Raw genomic sequence first — 17,529 nt, forward strand, 5'->3', positions numbered from 1 at the left:
TTGCTTCGTATTTACGATGAGGGAGGAGAATCTTCTAATGAGTTCACGTTAAATAGATCATCATCTTCAAAGCCGATAATAAACAGTCGGATGTTCGCTTTGAGATCGAGGTCATAAGGACTAGGGACGTCGTTTCCCCGGCCGTCTTTTAACACACGTACAGTAGGACGATGCGAATAATCCGGATCAACCCGACTCACTACCCCAACTTCTCCGGTATTCAAAACGACGCTGCTTCCAATCGGGAAGATAGCAATGTGCTTGATAAAGGCACTTACGAGATGATGCTCGAATAACGTACCGCCAGACCCAAACAGGTATTCCACAGCATCCTGTGGCATGTACCGCTTGCGCCATGGACGTGGGGAAGTCAATGAATCATAAATATCGCAGAGACCGACGATTTGCGCGAATTCGTGAATTTGCTTGCCGGATAATCCCTGTGGATAGCCACTTCCATTTAGCCGTTCATGGTGCTGCAAGCAGACGTGGGCTGACAAAAGCGAGATGTCATGCTGCTTTCGCAACAAATTAAAGCCAAGCATCGTGTGTTGTTTGGCGATTTCCTTCTCTTCGTCTGTCCAACGCTCTGTTTTTTGCAACAGTTCTTCAGGCAGGCTCACTTTGCCGATATCGTGTAGCATGGCCCCTATCCCCAAATTGATGAGCTGTGCGCGATTGTAGCCTAGTGACATGCCGACAGCAGTCGCCAGTACGGCCACATTCACGGAGTGATGGTATAAGGATGGCGAATGAGAAGAGATCGTCGTCAAATGTCCAACCATTTGCTTGTTTTGCATCAGATCGTCCAAGATAGAACTAAAGGCACGCTGAAAATGAAGGCCCATTTCTTTTAAGGAAATTTTCCGGGCCAGCTTGTTTGAGTTTGTAATTTGTTTGATCGTCTTCTCGATGGCTTCCACAGCTACTTGTCTGGTTTGTGGGCGAATCACTTCTTCCACAACGATGTCATTGGTACGGGGATCATCGATATACACCGAATCAACACCAGTTCGCTCTAATCCGGAAATGAGTCGTTCCGTTAATTGCATACCGGTTCCAAGCAGCACCTTTCCATCTTCTGTGAAGACCGTACGTCCCAATTTCATTCCAGGCTGTAGGTGTTTTAAAGATACTAAACGCATGACTATCCCTCCAACAGTACTATAATTGTACTCCATTCGACTTATGCTTTAAATAGGTACAAGGATTGACTTGACTTCTGACAGGAATATGAGGGACACTGTAGACAAGTATTGTCAGTATTGGAGTTGATTCTGATATGCGTTGTCCATTTTGCGAATATAATGGGACTAGAGTCCTGGATTCACGTCCTTTCAATCATAATAAATCCATTCGTCGCCGCCGTGAGTGCGAAGCCTGCGAGCGCCGTTTTACTACCTTTGAAATGGTAGAAGAAACACCTTTGTTAATTGTGAAAAAGGACGGAACACGCGAGGAATTCAGTCGAGACAAGATATTGCGCGGGTTGGTGCGTGCTTGCGAAAAGCGTCCCGTCCCGTTGGAAGTGCTTGAAAATGTAGTGAACGACATTGAAAAAGAATTGCGCAGCTGCGGGCAAGCAGAGATCCCGAGCAATGACGTTGGGGAGAAGGTCATGGAACGTTTATACCATGTTGATGAGGTCGCCTATGTGCGCTTCGCCTCTGTATACCGTCAATTCAAAGATATCAATGTATTTATGAAAGAGCTGGAGGAGCTATTGGCTCAAGCGCGAAACAGCTCGTTTCCGAAAGAATAGATAAGCTTTTTCTGCCAGACTGGCAACTTCTTTCTCGCTCTTGCGGCCAATCCGCCAGGGCTTCTTTGGTTTTCCAACTCATTTTTCCGCGAATGAATGGGTTGTCATGCTATAATAAAAGAATCGAATTTTGTCAGGAAGGAAAGATCTGATGCGTCGTTTAGTTTGGAACGAGTTGTTGCCGAAGGATCGTTATCTGGTGCGGATGGCAAGACCGATTGGCTTTGCCGAAATGGGCTTTGTTACGCAGCTATACTTGCCGATCATCGGTGTCGAATCGTACGCTCTCTACCAACTGCTCGTCCATGGCGTGCAGGAGGTGAGCGGAGCCTCTTCGGAGGGGACCCATCGCAGTTTGATGCTGACGACGTCGCTTTCTCTGGATCGGCTATTGGATGCGCGTGAACGTTTGGAGGCAATCGGGCTAGTCGAGGTGCGCCGCAGGGAAAATCAGCAGCGTGACTATTATTACGAGTATTTGATCAAACCGCCGCTTAGTCCGGCTGAGTTTTTTGCAGACTATGTACTTTCGTTGATGTTGTTAAACAAAATCGAAAACGTTCGCTATTCGCAACTGCGCCAGTATTATGCAGACACGCTTGGCAGTCAGTTGGATCAAGAATACTCCATTGTGGAAAACGTCACGAAAGACTTCCACGATGTGTTCCAGTCGTTGAAACCATCGGAGCTGGAAGTGAAAAAAGGATCGGAGCGGGATCAGTTTTTAACCGAGATGGAGACTAGCTTCCCGCAAGCGCCGATGAAATCTGGCTACGAGGCACAGGTCAACCATTCGCTGAGTGTATCGTCCTTGCGCCTGTACTTGCCGGATAATGCCGACTCGGTCAAAGTGTTGGAAGGCAAGAACATGGAGCTGTTGTTCTCGCTGTGCCATTTCTATCAGCTGGACAGCTGGGGGATGGGGCAGGAGCTGCGTGATTGGACGCTGTACAAATCGGATCGGAGTTTGGACGGAGAAGTTTTGCGCAAGCGTTTGGTACAACGTTACACGGAAGACAAGCTGTACCGGACTACGCCTGCAACTGACCCGACAGAGGATGGATGGGGACCCGGTCGCTTGCCTGAGCCTGGCAGCGAAGCCTTTATTCGTGCTTGTCGCCAGCTATCTCCGGTTACCCTGTTGGAAAAGGTCGTCGGTGGCAGAATTAGCAAGGTGTTTTTGGAACGGGCTGAAACGCTTGTATTTGCGGATGGGATGCAGCCGGATGTCGTCAATGCGCTGCTGCTCCATACGCTAGCCAGCATGCAAATGGAGCTGCCAAAAGCGTACATGGAGACGATTCGTGACAGCTGGAAAGCGAAGCGGATTGCGACAGTGGACGAGGCAGTCAAGCAGATCCTCGAACGTGCGGATCAACGGGCACAAACAGCCGAGAAGGCAAAAACGAGCAAGAAGGAATCTACTCCGGTCAGACGCAACGGTAGAGCGATCTTGCAGGACAAGCTGCCGGCATCTGTCGAGTGGCAGCTGTCACAGGAGAAAACCACATCGGACGCTGAAAAGAAACAGTCCATTCAGGATTTTCCAGACTTGCAGAAAAGACTGGAAACCTTGCGAAAACGGAAATAAGGAGTGTGAGGGAACGTGGAGTCTATCAGTGAGTTTATGCAAGAGCTCGCCAAACGAACACCGCGTCAGTTGCTGACACCGGATCAGCAGTTAGATAAAATGTTCCGTTCGTCAGCGTATTTAAAAGCATTTCAACAAGAGCACCCCGCATTGACCAGGGACGATTACCTACGCTCGCTCTCCAATATCTATACGGCAGTCAAGGAGCAGTATTGGTGTGAGCGTTGTCCGGGTCTTGGCGAATGCCCGAATTTGGTCAAGGGGCATAGCACTCATTTGGAGCTCGCTCACCAGCATATTATCAGCTCGATGACGCCTTGTTCCAAGCAACTGTCTTACGAGGAAGAGATTCGCCGCCGTCGACTGATGCGCAGCTATTACGTTTCCGAAGAGACCTTGAACGCGAGCTTTGAAGGCTTGGTCATTGACTCCGGGAATTTGGCTACCGTAGATGCCGCGATTCAGTTCTGTGAAAAAGTCGGAACAGGCGAGCGGGTAAAAGGGCTTTATTTGCACGGTCCGTTTGGAGTTGGAAAAAGCTACATCATGGGAGCAATCGGTCGCGAGCTCTCGGAGCGCAACGTCGCTTCCTTGCTGGTTTATGTGCCAGACTTTATCCGGGAGATGAAGGACTCTATCTCGGATCAATCGTACGCAGGGAAGCTGGAGCTGCTGAAAGAAGTACCTGTACTGATCCTCGATGATATCGGCGCGGAGAACTTGACGCCATGGGTTCGGGACGAGATTTTGGGCGTTATACTGAATCAGCGGGCAAACAACCATTTGCCTACGCTGTTTACTTCAAACTACGCGCTGAATGAACTGCAAGAGCATATGTCTATCTCCAACGGAAATCGGATCGAACAAACAAAAGCGGCTCGCATCATGGAGCGAATCCGCCATTTTGTCGATGTGTATGAAATTTTACGCGAGAACCACCGTTCCTAGCACGTGTGTAAAGAGGCGAGAGAGCTCCCAGTACGTGAGGGCGAGTACTTCTCTCGCCTTATGATACGGTCCAAACAGGACGTGTGACGTCGTTCCTACAGGCGAGGCGACAATTCCCAGTGAATCAGCCATGACCATGGCACGGGCCAAATGGTAGTCGTGGCTGATGATCAGGGCGTCTTGAATATGATGTTCCTCCAAGACCTGCTGACCGTACAGCAGGTTTTCGTATGTGCTGGTAGACTTGCTTTCTAGCAAAATGTCCTCTTCGGGAATTCCTTTGGCCACCAAGTAATTTCTGCTTACAGCAGCTTCCGTCATCGTTTTGCCTTCACCAAGGCCGCCAGTGACCAACAGCTTCGATACATAACCTTCTTTATACAGGATCGCCGCCTGCTCCAGACGCTCGCGCAGACCAGGACTAGGTCCCTCACCCCAGACAGCTGCACCGAGGACAATGCCGACGGTTGCGTGGCGTGCGTTGGCCTTCTCAATTGTCTGTTCGATGCGGTACCAGTTGTAGCCCGACCATAGTAGACCGAGAAGGATGACAAGCTCCAACAAGATCCATATCCTGCGCCAGTAAGGACGCTGTGCGTTTATCGTTCGATTTTTCATTCTTCGAAATCTCCCTTGTAGTCTCTCTCTATTTAGACGTTTGAAATAAGGTCTAGTTACAAGGTTTGACATCTGCCTGACACGAAAAACTAGTAAATTCTTTCTTGCACTTTGCCGATATAGTAATGGTGGAATGGTTTCGAAGAACAGCAAATTTCATACTTGCGAGGGAGGCTAGCAATGTTCTGGAAAAAAACGATGCTCTTGTTTCTGGCCGTCTTTCTATTAGTGGGGACTGGAAACGCAGGGGTAGGATTGGCTGCCGATGAAATCAGCCGACTCGTTCTGTCCAAGAACGAGGTAACACTGGAAAACGGAGATTCTACTAACCTGACGGCTACCGCTATTTATGTGAGCGGAAAAACGGAAGACGTCACCGTCAAGACAGAATGGACGACACAGGACGCGAATATCGCTACTGTTTATGCCGGACAGATCACAGCCAAATCGGTAGGGAAATCTACCATTACAGCTACTTACATGGGTAAGCCTGTCGTAGTGGGTGTGACTGTAACCAAAAAGGTAAAGGCACTGACAACAGAAGATCAAACGTTGAACGTGAGAATTGGCAGCACGGAAAATGTAAAGCTGACAGCAGTATACAGCGATGGGACAACAGAAGACGTTACCACTAAAGCAGATTGGTCCATCGACAATCCTGCGATTGCGACTGTAGTAAATGGAGCAATCAAAGGTCTAAATTCAGGATCTGGTACAGTGACAGCAAAATTCGGCAGCCAGTCAACAACGATCTCTGTAAACGTCGAGATTGCACACAGATTGGAGCCTAGCAAAAACCAGGTTTCACTCTTGCTGAACGGCGAAGAAACAATCAAACTCAAGGCTATTTTCCCGGATGGAAGTGTAACGGAAGACGTCTCCGACAAGGCTGAATGGTCTTCAGACAATACCGCCGTAGCCGATGCGCTCAAAGGTACGATCAAGGCTTATGGCGCGGGTACAGCAACCATTACGGCGAAGTATGGAACAAAAACAGCGACGATCAAAGTCGATGTGGATACAACGCAAAAGCTGGAACTCAACAAGCAAAACATTTTCATGAATGTAGGCAAGGAAGAAGACATCGAGCTGAAGGCAACCTATGCCAATAATGGCGGTTCCACAGTGGTGAACGATAAGGCCGAATGGTCCTCGGATCGCGAGGATGTTGCTTACTACAGCAACGGAAAAATCCATGCGGTGAAGTCCGGTGAAGCGGTGATTACTGCGAAATACGGAAACAAATCTGTTCAGGTACGTGTAGATGTAGAAGTACCCCGTTCCTTGTATATCAATCCTGCTTTCTTGACGATGAAAAGCGGGGATAAGAAAGACGTAATTGTAAACGCGTCCTTTGCAAACGGTACAAGTGAAGAGGTCACTTCAAAAGTAGAGTGGTCTTCGGATAATGCAGATGTCGTATTTGCAAATGGCAAGACCGTATCCGCGTACAAGTCTGGAACAGCGAATGTAACGGCTAAATACGGCGGAAAAACAGCGACACTGGTTGTCGATGTAGATGTACCGCAAAACTTGACCGCAGATATCACAACAGTAGCAATCCCCGTGGGTGGCGCGAAGCAAGTAACGGTAAAGGCTGCGTATCCAGGTGGAGGCTCTGCTGAAGATGTCACACAAAAAGTCGTTTGGACATCGAGTGCACCTAACGTAGCAAGCGTGCGTCAAGGCTTGATCACGGGTGTGTCCACAGGTTCAGCGACCGTGACCGCTACATACGGAACACGCACAGTGAACATTTCCGTATCCGTTGGCGTCATGCAGACATTGACCGTAGACAAGAAAAAGATCGTGCTCGCCAATGGCAAGTCCGAAACGGTTAAGCTGACTGCAGCTTACGCAGATGGAACGAACAAGGATGTAACAGATACAGCGACATGGAGCACAGCTTCTGCTGCTGTTGCAGAAGTAATGAACGGGAAGATCACGGCGACAGGAGCAGGGAAAACGACCGTAACAGGTACCTTCGATGGCAAGTCGGTTTCAATTGCAGTGGAAGTAGACCAAGCGACGAACCTCTCTGTTGATCCTCGCATGCTGATCTTGAACGTCAATGAATCAAAAGACATCAAGCTGAGCGCAACAAACTCTGCTGGCAATTCGGACAATGTGACCAGCGATGCAGAATGGTCCTCGTCCTCGCTGAAAGTAGCGGATGTGGTAAACGGCCGTGTAACAGGTCTCTCAAACGGCCGTGCGACGATCACCGCGAAATACGGCGGGAAATCGATCAGCATCCCAGTAGAAGTCGGAATCGTGAGCAAGCTGGAGGCAGACAAGCGCTTTGTATCTACGAAGTCGAACAGCAACGTACAAGTAACCTTGACAGCTACCTTCTCTGATGGCCGCACCATGGATGTTACTAATTTGGCTGACTGGAAGACGAGCAACTACAAGGTAGCTGACGTAGCCAAAGGCCTCGTTTCAGGACGTGCTTACGGCAAAACGACAGTTACAGCTAGGTACAACGACAAGAGCGTGTCCATCCCAGTCGATGTTGATATGTTGAAATACTTGAAGACAGATGTCGTTCAGCTCGTGATGAACAAAGGTGAAACGAAGCAAGTGAGCGCCATCGCGACGTACATGGATGGCTCCGAGCAAAATGTCTCCAAGCCAGCTCTCTGGACCACTACTCGCCTGTTGGTAGCCGATGTGAAAGACGGCGTCATCAAGGCCACAGGGTCGGGTAAAGCGACGATTTACGTGCAATATGGTGGGAAGAAGACACCGATTGTGGTGACTGTGAGATAGTGGGTTCGTAGGGAAAAGAGGAAAGCCAATCGGGTGGATCGGTTGGCTTTTTTTCTTTGAGTTTTTTCAGCAGGGACGGGGATTTATCTGATTTTTTCGCTTGCAGTGTACGGCTGGCGTATGCTATACTGATTTCACTGAGGCGGTAAACGCTGGAAGTACCATACATATGGGGCATTAGCTCAGCTGGGAGAGCGCTACACTGGCAGTGTAGAGGTCAGCGGTTCGATCCCGCTATGCTCCACCATAAAAAAAGTTGAAACGCTTGGATTTCCGAGCGTTTTTTGTATTTCTGATAAGAAAATGATTCTTTTGTATTCGGCTGTGGTCACACTGCGTATTTTTTCAGGCTTTTTTGCTCATTATTAGGATATCTATCGACCGATCAGGGATATATAATTTTCGATCATAAAAAAACTCGCTCAGTCCATAATCATGTGACTGAGCGAGTTTTCATGTCATTATCCAAAAAACAAATTGCCAAATTGTTTAGCGGTCTCTTTATGAACAGTTGGTAATACATGAGAATAAGTATTATGGGGTGCACTTGGGGACGGATTGGGGACGAAAGCCACCAATTTCGAACAAACGGCAGCCAAACGGAACCATACGCAAATCGAGAAAACCCTTATAAATCAAGGTTTCAGTTTGCTATGTCAGAGGGGGACCAAATAACCTATGTTCCAGTAGACGTGGCATGTGGAGTGTTGCTCATTAGGGAATAGATATTGAAGCCACATTTACCTGTTTGAAAAAGACTGACTGCCCGAATTCTCTTAAGTTCGGGCTATATTTGTTAGCTTAACCCACGTACTTTAAAGAGCACAAAGTGTCTCCAAAGTTTCAACCCAACAAAAGTAAATGATACTTTGAACGAACATTGGCGAGTAGAGATGGTATCAAGATTAACTTCAACCTGTGGGTCAGTCAATTCGTTTATGTGATGTGGGTTATGGTTGGAGGTCTGGTAGATGGATAAGGTGCTTGTATAAACTATACAATTAAGTCAAGACTCCTAATTGGTAGGAGTCTTTCTATTTGTTTGAATTGGGAAAATTCCGTGGATTTATATTAAGGATTGGACTATCATTATTTTGTAGGTATATTGAACTGTATCACAATCCCTATGCATGGGTTCTCAGTGAGAACGTCACCAGAGCTATTTATACGAAATATTTTTTATATGCCGCAAGCGAGAGAGGCGAAAGGGAGATAAAAATGAGTTTAAAAGCAGACATTGAAAAAATATTTTTAGATAACACCAATTATGCAAATCCTACACAAGCAGTAAACCAAGCAAGTTCACTTAATGCATTATCGGGTGACTTATATACAGATTCAAAGCGATTTATTTATGAACTTTTACAAAATGCAGATGATTCTTCTCAAGAGGGTAAAGAAATTAAAGTATGGATAAAAATATTTGGCGATAACTTAGTCGTTGCTCATTCTGGAAAACCCTTCACTTCTCGTGATCTTCAAGGAATTTGCAATGTAAACAACGGTACGAAAAAATCAGATTTAACGAAAACAGGCTATAAAGGCATTGGTTTTAAATCAGTTTTTGGACAATCTGATAAAGTAATGATATTTACAAAAGATGAATATTTTAGATTTGATTCATCCTATTCATTTGAGTGGAAATGGGAGGAATCAAAGATAATATGGGAAAAAAAAAATGACCGAGAATTTCAATTTCCTTGGCAAATAATCCCGATATATACAGAAAGAAAAGAAGTATCAGAGCCAATTAATCAATTTCTTGAAGATAAAAAGGCAAATGTTGCAACGATAATTCAGATGAAGAGTGTAAGTGAGACAAGTCAAGCTGCACAAAGTCTATCTCAAAACTTAAACATGTTTTTATTTCTTAAAAATATATCGGAAATTAATTTTGATATAACAGAATTAGTTTCTGTTGAAATCAATCGAATAGAAAATGATAGGATAACTTTAAAGAAGGGGAACAGTTCAAAAACCGACTGGATGATAAATACTGTTAGTTTAACTGTTCCTAGAGACGTAAAAGCTGTTCTACAAGATGAACGAAATATTCCAGAGAAATTACTAAATGCTGATTCTATAGAGTTATCGTTAGCTGCCAAATTGGGTAGTAATGGCATTACTAAACTCTCTAGTGAAGAAAACCTTCTATATTCATATTTACCAACTGGTGAGAAAAGGTATCATTTTCCAGTGCTTGTTAACACAAGCTTTCTAACTACTGCAAATCGTGAATCGCTTCATGCTGATTCAAAATGGAACCAATGGATTTTTAAAACAATTGCCATTGAGATTTTCAAATGGATCGCAAATTTAGTGAGTACTAAGGTTCGTTTTCAAGCATATCAATTAATACCTAAAGATACCGCCCTTGACGAGTTGGGGAAAAAATTTAATGAAGGAATTAAAGAAGCTAAAAAAGATATCCCATTTGTTATTTCTAGAGAGGGACACTTAATTAAAATTGAAGAGACAATAGTTGATTTCACCTATTTATCTGAGAAATCCTTTATCGGAGAAGAACCTATTCAAAAATTTATTGATAAGAAAAATACGAAAAAATTCGCTGAAAATTGTAGTTATTTTTCTGAATTAAGAAGTCTTGGTTCTTCATGTTTTGAATGGAAACACCTTGGGTCTTTTTTGTCTTCGACATATTTTACTAATACTCATTCTATATCTTATAATATTGAACTTATAAAACATCTCAAAAAAATTTGTGAATCTGGTCAGGTTAAAGATATTTCAAAAGAAGTGCTCATGAAACTTCCGTTTATTTGGGATCATAAGAATAAGATTAATTACCCATATCAAGTATGCTTTCCAACAGCAGATGATCAAAACTGGGATAATCCTAACAGTGACTTATCATTTTTGCATCGAGATTTGCAGGCTTGGCTCTATGAGGATTCAGAATGTAGGCACTGGCTAGAGAGTTTAGGAGTAAATGAAAAAACAGATATTACTTATATAACTCAGAATATTTTACCAAAAATCGATAATTATATAACACCTGAGAATGCCTTACAAACAGTTCGAGATTTGTTTAGTTTGTATAGAAAGGGAAACCTTAAAGAAGAATTAATAAAACAATTATCGAAAGTAAAACTTCTTACTCAAAGTGATGATCTGTGTCCAGCCCAGGATTGTTTTTTTTCAGATTATTATAAACCAAGGCTAGAAATTGAAGAAATAATAGAAAAAGATATTTTTATAAATGAATCATATTGTGAAAATGTCCTTGAAAAGGATGAATGGAAACGATTTTTTAAGATGCTTGGGGTACGAGAAGGAATTACAACATTACCATACAAAAATAAACTTTCTAAATCAGTATTAATCAATGTGGAGTTTAATAATAAATATTTTGAAACTACGGATAAGAAGTTTACCCCTTGGTATACTACTTTTACAGCGGATGAGTTTAGCAATATAATAACTATGAATTTTATTCAACTAACAGAAAATAACTTTAAATTTGCTTTCAAATTTTGGTCTGATTTTATAGAAAACTATTCACCAAATATAATTAAAGAACCAGCAACGGCATATTGGGGAAATGAGCATAGACCTGGACGAACAAGCGGTGATCCAGTCGAAAACTATGTCCCATGGTTTGTTAACAACATTAAATGTATTCCTACTCTTTCTGGAGAATGTGAAACTGCAGGTTCTGTATTACTTAATACTAAAGAAATCAAAGCAATTTCAGGAAAATATTTGAAAGTATTCAATGGACCGGAATTATCTGCAGATTGGAGAGCTTTTTTTAATTTTCGAACAAACTTCGAGGTATCAGACTACTTAGATTTACTCAGTAAAGTTTCATTAGATATTGACGTTAATGGAAGCATAAAGAATGATAATTCAAAAAAAATCCAAGATGTTTACTCCGCTTTATTGGCACAATGTGCTAATTGGAGCACTGATGATATTTCAAAAGTTGAAGAATGGGCTGATACGGGGCTGTTGTTGAATACGAAAACACAATTCACAGAATGCAACACTCTCAAATATTTCTTAGATGGTAATGAAGCCATTTTTCAAGATCAGTATTGTTTTATCATGCTCAGTGCTGAAAATAAAAAAAATCCTAACCTAGAAAGGTTCTTAAAACACTTTAAAGTACAGTTATTGAGACAAAGTGAATTTGAACTAGTACACACTCAAGAAGAAGTTTGTTCGAACTTGAAAACTCAATTGAAGATTATTATTCCATATTTTAAAATATGGATTGAAAATGAAGATAGTGATATTAATACAAGAGACAGCGTAGAAAACCTACAAGACAAAATTGAAACCTTGAATATCTTTCAGGCTGAAGAACTTAAAATTACCTATAAAGAAATTGAGTTTAGCAAGAACGTCAATATTCATTTTAATGAAACCAGTCTTTATGTAACAAATCCTTGGAATGCTAATAGTGTATTATTAAAGTTATCTGAAGTTTTATGTCGATATTTTAATCTGGTTGGAAATGATAAGAAACTAGACTTTTTACTTAGATCTACTGTTGATGAAATTCAAAAGTACTTTATGCAGGAAGAACTCCACATACCAGAAGAAGTTCTTGAAATAAGACGTAATTTTGAAGTTGAAGCAAAAAATCAAAAAGTAAATTCATTTGCAGATATTGATACTGCAATTAAAGAGAAAAGGATATCCCCTGAATTTTTTCATATGACAAAGCATGATTATAGTCGACGGGAGTATATAAAAGAACTTATTCCAAGAGCGGTAACAAACGTAATAGAACATCTTAAGGGATTACCGGAATACGATTGTTCGCATATTGATGGTATTGCAGAGAGTGTTATCAGTGGTATTAAAAAAAATGGTAATGAAATAACTGTAGTAGCGAGACCCTCTGATGATAATAAAGTATTGATTTTTTATACCTCTGAATTTGATGTTCTTGAATATGTAGATGCTGAACTTTGGTGTGAAGATGGTATCACTCCACCTAAACAAATTACATTTGGGCAACTTCTGAAAATAACTGGCATTAATAGAATTCCTATTAAAAATATTGATGTTAAAGACACCGAACTACAAACATTGCTATGTGAGCCCAAATCTGAAGTATTAGATTTTAATGCTATACCATATGTTCCACAAAAAATAGCAAAAATTATTTCATCTTTTGCTAATACGAATGGAGGAACATTGATTTTTGGACTTAAAGAAATTTCACCTACTTCAAATAAAATCGTTGGACTTAGTGCTGATTTTCAAGTTGCTAAAATTACAAATAAAGCAATTTCCTTACTTTCACCAATACCAACAGTAACTTATGACTGGGTAAAAAGCGGAGAAAAATCCGTTTTTGTAATCCAAACAGAAAAAGCAGTCAATGATATTTTGATAGAAAATCAAAAGTATGTAAGAGAAGGATCAGTTAGTGTCTTAGAAAATAAGTCACTAGCTGATAAAACTACATTAAGTGTGTCTAGTTATAGAAAAACTATAGCAATTATTATTGCAATAGAAAACTATGCACCTAGACAAGAAAATCAAATTTCAAACGTAAAATATGCTATTAATGATGCACGTAAATTTAAAGAAATGTTGATTAACTCGATGAATGTAGATGAAAATGATATTTACATGATTACGGATGAAGAAGCGTTGAAAAGTACTCTAGAGTATGATTTAACTAGTTTATTTTATTCTTTAACAGAGGAAGATCGTTTAGTTTTTTATTATGTTGGACATGGTTTTCATAATGGTATAACGAATTACCTGTCAACTTATGATATGCACCAACACAATATAGCGGAAACTGCGGTTTCATTGCGTAAAATTCTACTAGACCCTTTACGAAAATCTAAATGTAAAAATGCACTTATTTTTATCGATGCTTGTGCCCAAAGCATTCGGGATGAAAATGAGCGTAGTCAAATTACTAATATTAATGATGAGGAGCTAGAATTACTTACTAATGATTTTTCATACTATGCAACATTTCTATCTTGCCAACCAGGACAAAGTTCTTATTCCAGCGATATCTTGAATAATGGAATATGGACTCATCATTTAGTTAATGCAATAAGTGGTGCTGTGTCAGAAGTCATACACAGTAATAAATATATTACAGATAGATTATTGAGGGACTATCTTTCAAGTAGTGTATCTAAATATACAAAAGAAGAACTTGGATATAATCAAAATCCCAAAGCGATTTTAGATGCAAGCCATGAAAATGTAATTGCAGAAATAAAAATTTAATACCTATATATGGAATAGAGTCATAATTTCATCTGTGATAGCCACTCGGGGCATGTTGAGAGTGTTGCGTCCTTGGTTTATAAGGGTTTTGAGTAAGTACAAAGAGTCATTGTGGACGAAAAGGGGACGCGAGCAATTCACGTCCCCTATTTTAATTGTTATTAGGGTGAGCCAGATTAATTTTCATTCGATGCATTTCATTTACCTGTTTTCGGAACGAATACTCATCTCCGCCGATACTGAAGCTTTTTACGAGCTTATCTCCGTTATTGAATTTAATGCCGATCTCAGAGACAGTATCAGAGAATACAAGGGAATGCGCCGCGCCGTTACGAAATAACCCCGAAAAAAGCTCAAATTCTCGACAGAAAGTTTTAGCTTTTTTCATGTCATACACCAAAGATAGCCATTTCTACAAATCAGAATGATCAAGAACTTACCCAGTTTTGATAGAAAGTGATGGTATGGATAAACCCTCCATGTAATATGTTGGGGACGAAAGCAGTCAGTTACTAGCAAATGGCAACCAAACAGAACCAGGCTCGATTGGGGAAGAGCCTTATATATCAAGGTTTAGCCCACCTAGACCGACACGGATCAAATAGGCAATGTACCCGTGGACAGAACATTATCTTGGTCACATTTTTGGTCACACTTTTTCATTTTTGAGCTTCTCGAAAATCTCGATCATAAAAACTACTTAACTTTCGTAAGCCTTGTGGAGCAAGGCTTTCTCCCGCTTTTTCCTTATTTCTCATCCCCACTCTCCCCACACTGGCAGTGTAGAGGTCAGCGGTTCGATCCCGCTATGCTCCACCATATAACGACTTCGGAAACGGCAGAGATGCCGTTTTTTTGTTTTTTAATTGAATTAATCGAGTTCGGCTTACGCTCCTGCTCGTGAGCTTGCTACTATACTCGACCTACAAGTTGAGTGGGACGATCCCAACAGAACTGTAAAGCTGAGCGGAGCTGTTAAATCATGAAAGACTTTCTGAAAAAGCATAAGAAATCTGTGTTGCTTATTATTACGGGAGTGTTAGCTGCTGCGGGTACTTATGTTGGTATCAGCGAGGAAGCACAAATGCAGATTCTAAACGGGATTGAATCTATTCTGCAATAAGTATCTGCATTGCATTTACTTACAAAAGCTTACATAACAGGCGTTTTCGGTAATTGGATTGTAATATTTGGTAAAATAGATATGGGCAATTGAGGGTTGAGGCGTGCCAGTGTGAAACTGGTGCGTCTATTTTTTTGCCTAAAAAACGAACATACGATCTTGTTTGACTGTTTTGTTGTTGTGATCTCAAGTAATTGAAAGCAGGTGAGTGATTGACGAAAGAAGAGTGTAGACAAATACTGCGGCGCATAGCTTGGAACTTGAATTATCGAGAAAGAAAGAGGCTACGTAACGAATGCCCGATTTTGGACGACTTTGGCAAGCAGCAGAGTACAATCGGAAGCGACGATAGTCTCTATGTAGAAGAACTGTTACGGCAACTACCCAATGAAAAAGAAAGATATGTCATCCGCAAGATCATCTTGGAAGGCTTTACAGCAAGAGAGGTTGGGGAAGACCTAGACATCGGGGAAAGAGGCGTGAATCAATGCAAAAATCGGAGTCTAAAGAAACTACACAATTACCTAACCACGCATTCAGTCTAATGGTCGAGCAAGCAAAAAACGGAGACAATGAAGCATTACTCAAAGTCTTGCAGGAAATGCAACCTGAAATTGACTCTTTAGCTGGTTTTCTAAAGCTTCCGAAAGAAGAGGGGATTCAGGAGATTACAGCACAGTTCATCGAGAGAATCAGGGGATGAAAATCTTTTTTAAAATTTTTTAGAAAAGCTGTTCCGTTTTGTCCGTGATTTTTTCCTAGATAGGTGAAAGCGACGATGACCGGTCAGAAAGTCGTTTATCAATTACATTCAAAAAGGAGAAATGTAGAATGGCATATCCATACGGGGAACCATTGGAGAACAAGGGAGATACAAAAGACAAATGGGATTTTAAAGAATTTGAAGGACGAGATAGCGTAGATTTGCTTGCAAGAATGATTTATAGTGAGGCCGAAGACCAAGAGTATGAAGGCAAACAAGGAGTCGCACATGTAGCTAAAAATAGAAAAGCTTATAACAATGGCAAGACTTATGGTAAAACATATGAAGAGGTATTGTTAAAAAGAGGTCAATTTGAAGGTATGACAACGTCAAGGGCACGGAAACCAAAATTAAATTCGCAGGCATGGGAGGATGCACTTTATATCGCGTCGAATTTGGGTACTGAGGATAACCCGATTGGTAATCGGCGATATTTCTTGCCTAATAAACCTAAATCTTCGAAAGCAATAGATATCCTTCAGTTGGGTGACCATTGGTTTTTCAATTATAAATAAAGATAAACACGAGGGAGTGCCCCATACTACTTTTTGTAGTCTGGTGGCACTCCCTTATTGGTTCATATACAGTTGTTTAATTCGTTTGCCATGCTAATTTTGTGAAAATGAAATATTCTTCATTTTGTATTTGCCATCATTAAAATAATATTCAATCGTTATATACCCTATATATTGCAAATAATCACCTTCCACACCAACAGTGGCCTTTATTGTATGATTAAAGATTTCATAATCAATGAAATTTTCATAACTGATTTCAGAAATTTTCTCAGGAGAAGGGGTATTCTTTAAATTTATAGTTGAAATTGTTTCACCTATTTTTATTTCCACTTCAGTATCAGATATTATTTTTGTTGTAACATGGTTTTTCATTATATCTAATGGATTTTCTATAGGATACTCAGTAAAGTTTTCAGGGTTTATAATATGAATGGTTTTGCTAGTAAAACCTGTCCCACGACCTTTACTTAAAAGAATGACCAATTCTTTTTTTTGATCATTATTTAAATCTAAATAAAACAATTCGGGTAAATCTGTAATCATTGCAATGGTTTCCCAATCAAAAACTTTTTTAACCCCATTGATGCTTACAATTAAATCCTTATACATGTTTGTATCTTTATCTTTATTTAAAGCATATAAGTAAATTTCTTCTTCTGGAATAGAAGCGATCATTTTGATATCAGTGTTGATATCAACTGTCTGTTTCTTGTCATCCCAACTTACTTTAGAACCTAGAGATTCCGCCATTAACTTAACTGGTACATACACGCGCCCGTTTATGAATTGGGGATCCCAATCGGTCTTTTGTTTACCATTCAGATAAATAGCTATTTTTTGTTGTACGGCACTACTATCATTCATCCAAAAACTAAAGAAAACGATTGAGAAAAGCGATAAAGCAATAATGAACTTTGTTTTTTTAGGTAACATTCTAGTCCTCCTCTTATTTCTTTGTTCGACTCAACCCATTGAACATGGTGCGTAGCATTATTCCATTCAAGATCTGTAAATTTATGGTACCACTTTTCGTATCCTATTCAAATATCACTTTCTACCTAAAAGGTTTAAGTGAAACGAAAAGACAAAATGTAGGGTTATGGAAGGGAGAATTTGAAAAGGAATATATTTTGGGAGGTGGGAAGGGTGAATAAGTTTGGAATCATTATAAAAAAACTAGTACTGCAGAGGTCTGGGAAAGAG

General features: G+C 40.9%; 12 protein-coding genes and 1 tRNA gene. 10 read left to right on the forward strand and 3 right to left on the reverse strand.

All coding sequences use genetic code 11. The features are described 5' to 3' along the window. Window positions 1-11: 11 nt before the first annotated feature. Window positions 12-1,145, reverse strand: coding sequence for an HD-GYP domain-containing protein (locus ODZ53_RS11510; RefSeq protein ID WP_372677090.1), 1,134 nt, complete (start codon window positions 1,143-1,145; stop codon window positions 12-14). Between the two features lie 137 nt (window positions 1,146-1,282). On the opposite strand from ODZ53_RS11510, the gene nrdR reads away from it, so the two are divergent. The 3 genes from nrdR to dnaI all read left to right on the forward strand — a co-directional run bounded on the left by nrdR (window position 1,283) and on the right by dnaI (window position 4,301). After that, the gene (gene nrdR, locus ODZ53_RS11515; protein ID WP_012685137.1) at window positions 1,283-1,762 is read left to right on the forward strand and encodes a transcriptional regulator NrdR; all 480 of its coding nucleotides are present in this window, start codon (window positions 1,283-1,285) and stop codon (window positions 1,760-1,762) included. Between the two features lie 151 nt (window positions 1,763-1,913). Beyond that, on the forward strand, window positions 1,914-3,353 hold the full coding sequence (locus ODZ53_RS11520; protein WP_372677092.1) for a replication initiation and membrane attachment family protein: 1,440 nt from the start codon (window positions 1,914-1,916) through the stop codon (window positions 3,351-3,353). A gap of 15 nt (window positions 3,354-3,368) precedes the next feature. Then, window positions 3,369-4,301 (forward strand): primosomal protein DnaI, encoded by a 933-nt coding sequence (dnaI, locus tag ODZ53_RS11525; RefSeq protein WP_372677094.1) that lies wholly within the window; start codon window positions 3,369-3,371, stop codon window positions 4,299-4,301. Here dnaI and ODZ53_RS11530 read toward each other — a convergent pair. Beyond that, entirely contained in the window at window positions 4,278-4,919 is a 642-nt protein-coding gene (locus tag ODZ53_RS11530) for a YdcF family protein (RefSeq protein ID WP_372677096.1), read from the reverse strand. The genes dnaI and ODZ53_RS11530 overlap by 24 nt on opposite strands. Window positions 4,920-5,099: 180 nt before the next feature. Between ODZ53_RS11530 and ODZ53_RS11535 the strand changes: the two genes are divergently transcribed. From ODZ53_RS11535 to ODZ53_RS11565, 7 genes are all read left to right on the forward strand, one after another. Then, window positions 5,100-7,691, forward strand: coding sequence for an Ig-like domain-containing protein (locus ODZ53_RS11535; protein ID WP_372677098.1), 2,592 nt, complete (start codon window positions 5,100-5,102; stop codon window positions 7,689-7,691). 171 nt (window positions 7,692-7,862) lie between these two features. Beyond that, window positions 7,863-7,938 (forward strand) — tRNA-Ala (locus ODZ53_RS11540). 971 nt (window positions 7,939-8,909) lie between these two features. Continuing rightward, the gene (locus ODZ53_RS11545) at window positions 8,910-13,922 is read left to right on the forward strand and encodes a sacsin N-terminal ATP-binding-like domain-containing protein (protein ID WP_372677100.1); all 5,013 of its coding nucleotides are present in this window, start codon (window positions 8,910-8,912) and stop codon (window positions 13,920-13,922) included. Between the two features lie 982 nt (window positions 13,923-14,904). After that, complete coding sequence (locus ODZ53_RS11550; protein ID WP_372677102.1) at window positions 14,905-15,045, forward strand: hypothetical protein; 141 nt, start codon at window positions 14,905-14,907, stop codon at window positions 15,043-15,045. Between the two features lie 422 nt (window positions 15,046-15,467). Then, the gene (locus ODZ53_RS11555) at window positions 15,468-15,590 is read left to right on the forward strand and encodes a hypothetical protein (protein WP_372677411.1); all 123 of its coding nucleotides are present in this window, start codon (window positions 15,468-15,470) and stop codon (window positions 15,588-15,590) included. Next, on the forward strand, window positions 15,533-15,748 hold the full coding sequence (locus tag ODZ53_RS11560) for a hypothetical protein (RefSeq protein ID WP_372677428.1): 216 nt from the start codon (window positions 15,533-15,535) through the stop codon (window positions 15,746-15,748). Before ODZ53_RS11555 ends, ODZ53_RS11560 begins: the two co-directional genes overlap by 58 nt. A 128-nt stretch (window positions 15,749-15,876) precedes the next feature. Next, complete coding sequence (locus ODZ53_RS11565) at window positions 15,877-16,323, forward strand: cell wall hydrolase (protein WP_064201311.1); 447 nt, start codon at window positions 15,877-15,879, stop codon at window positions 16,321-16,323. Window positions 16,324-16,416: 93 nt separating this feature from the next. Here ODZ53_RS11565 and ODZ53_RS11570 read toward each other — a convergent pair whose 3' ends face one another. Beyond that, entirely contained in the window at window positions 16,417-17,259 is an 843-nt protein-coding gene (locus ODZ53_RS11570) for a stalk domain-containing protein (protein WP_372677104.1), read from the reverse strand. Window positions 17,260-17,529 lie beyond the last annotated feature (270 nt).

Source organism: Brevibacillus sp. BD137 (genome assembly GCF_041644655.1).
In the GTDB taxonomy this organism is placed as follows: Bacteria; Bacillota; Bacilli; order Brevibacillales; family Brevibacillaceae; genus Brevibacillus; species Brevibacillus brevis_D.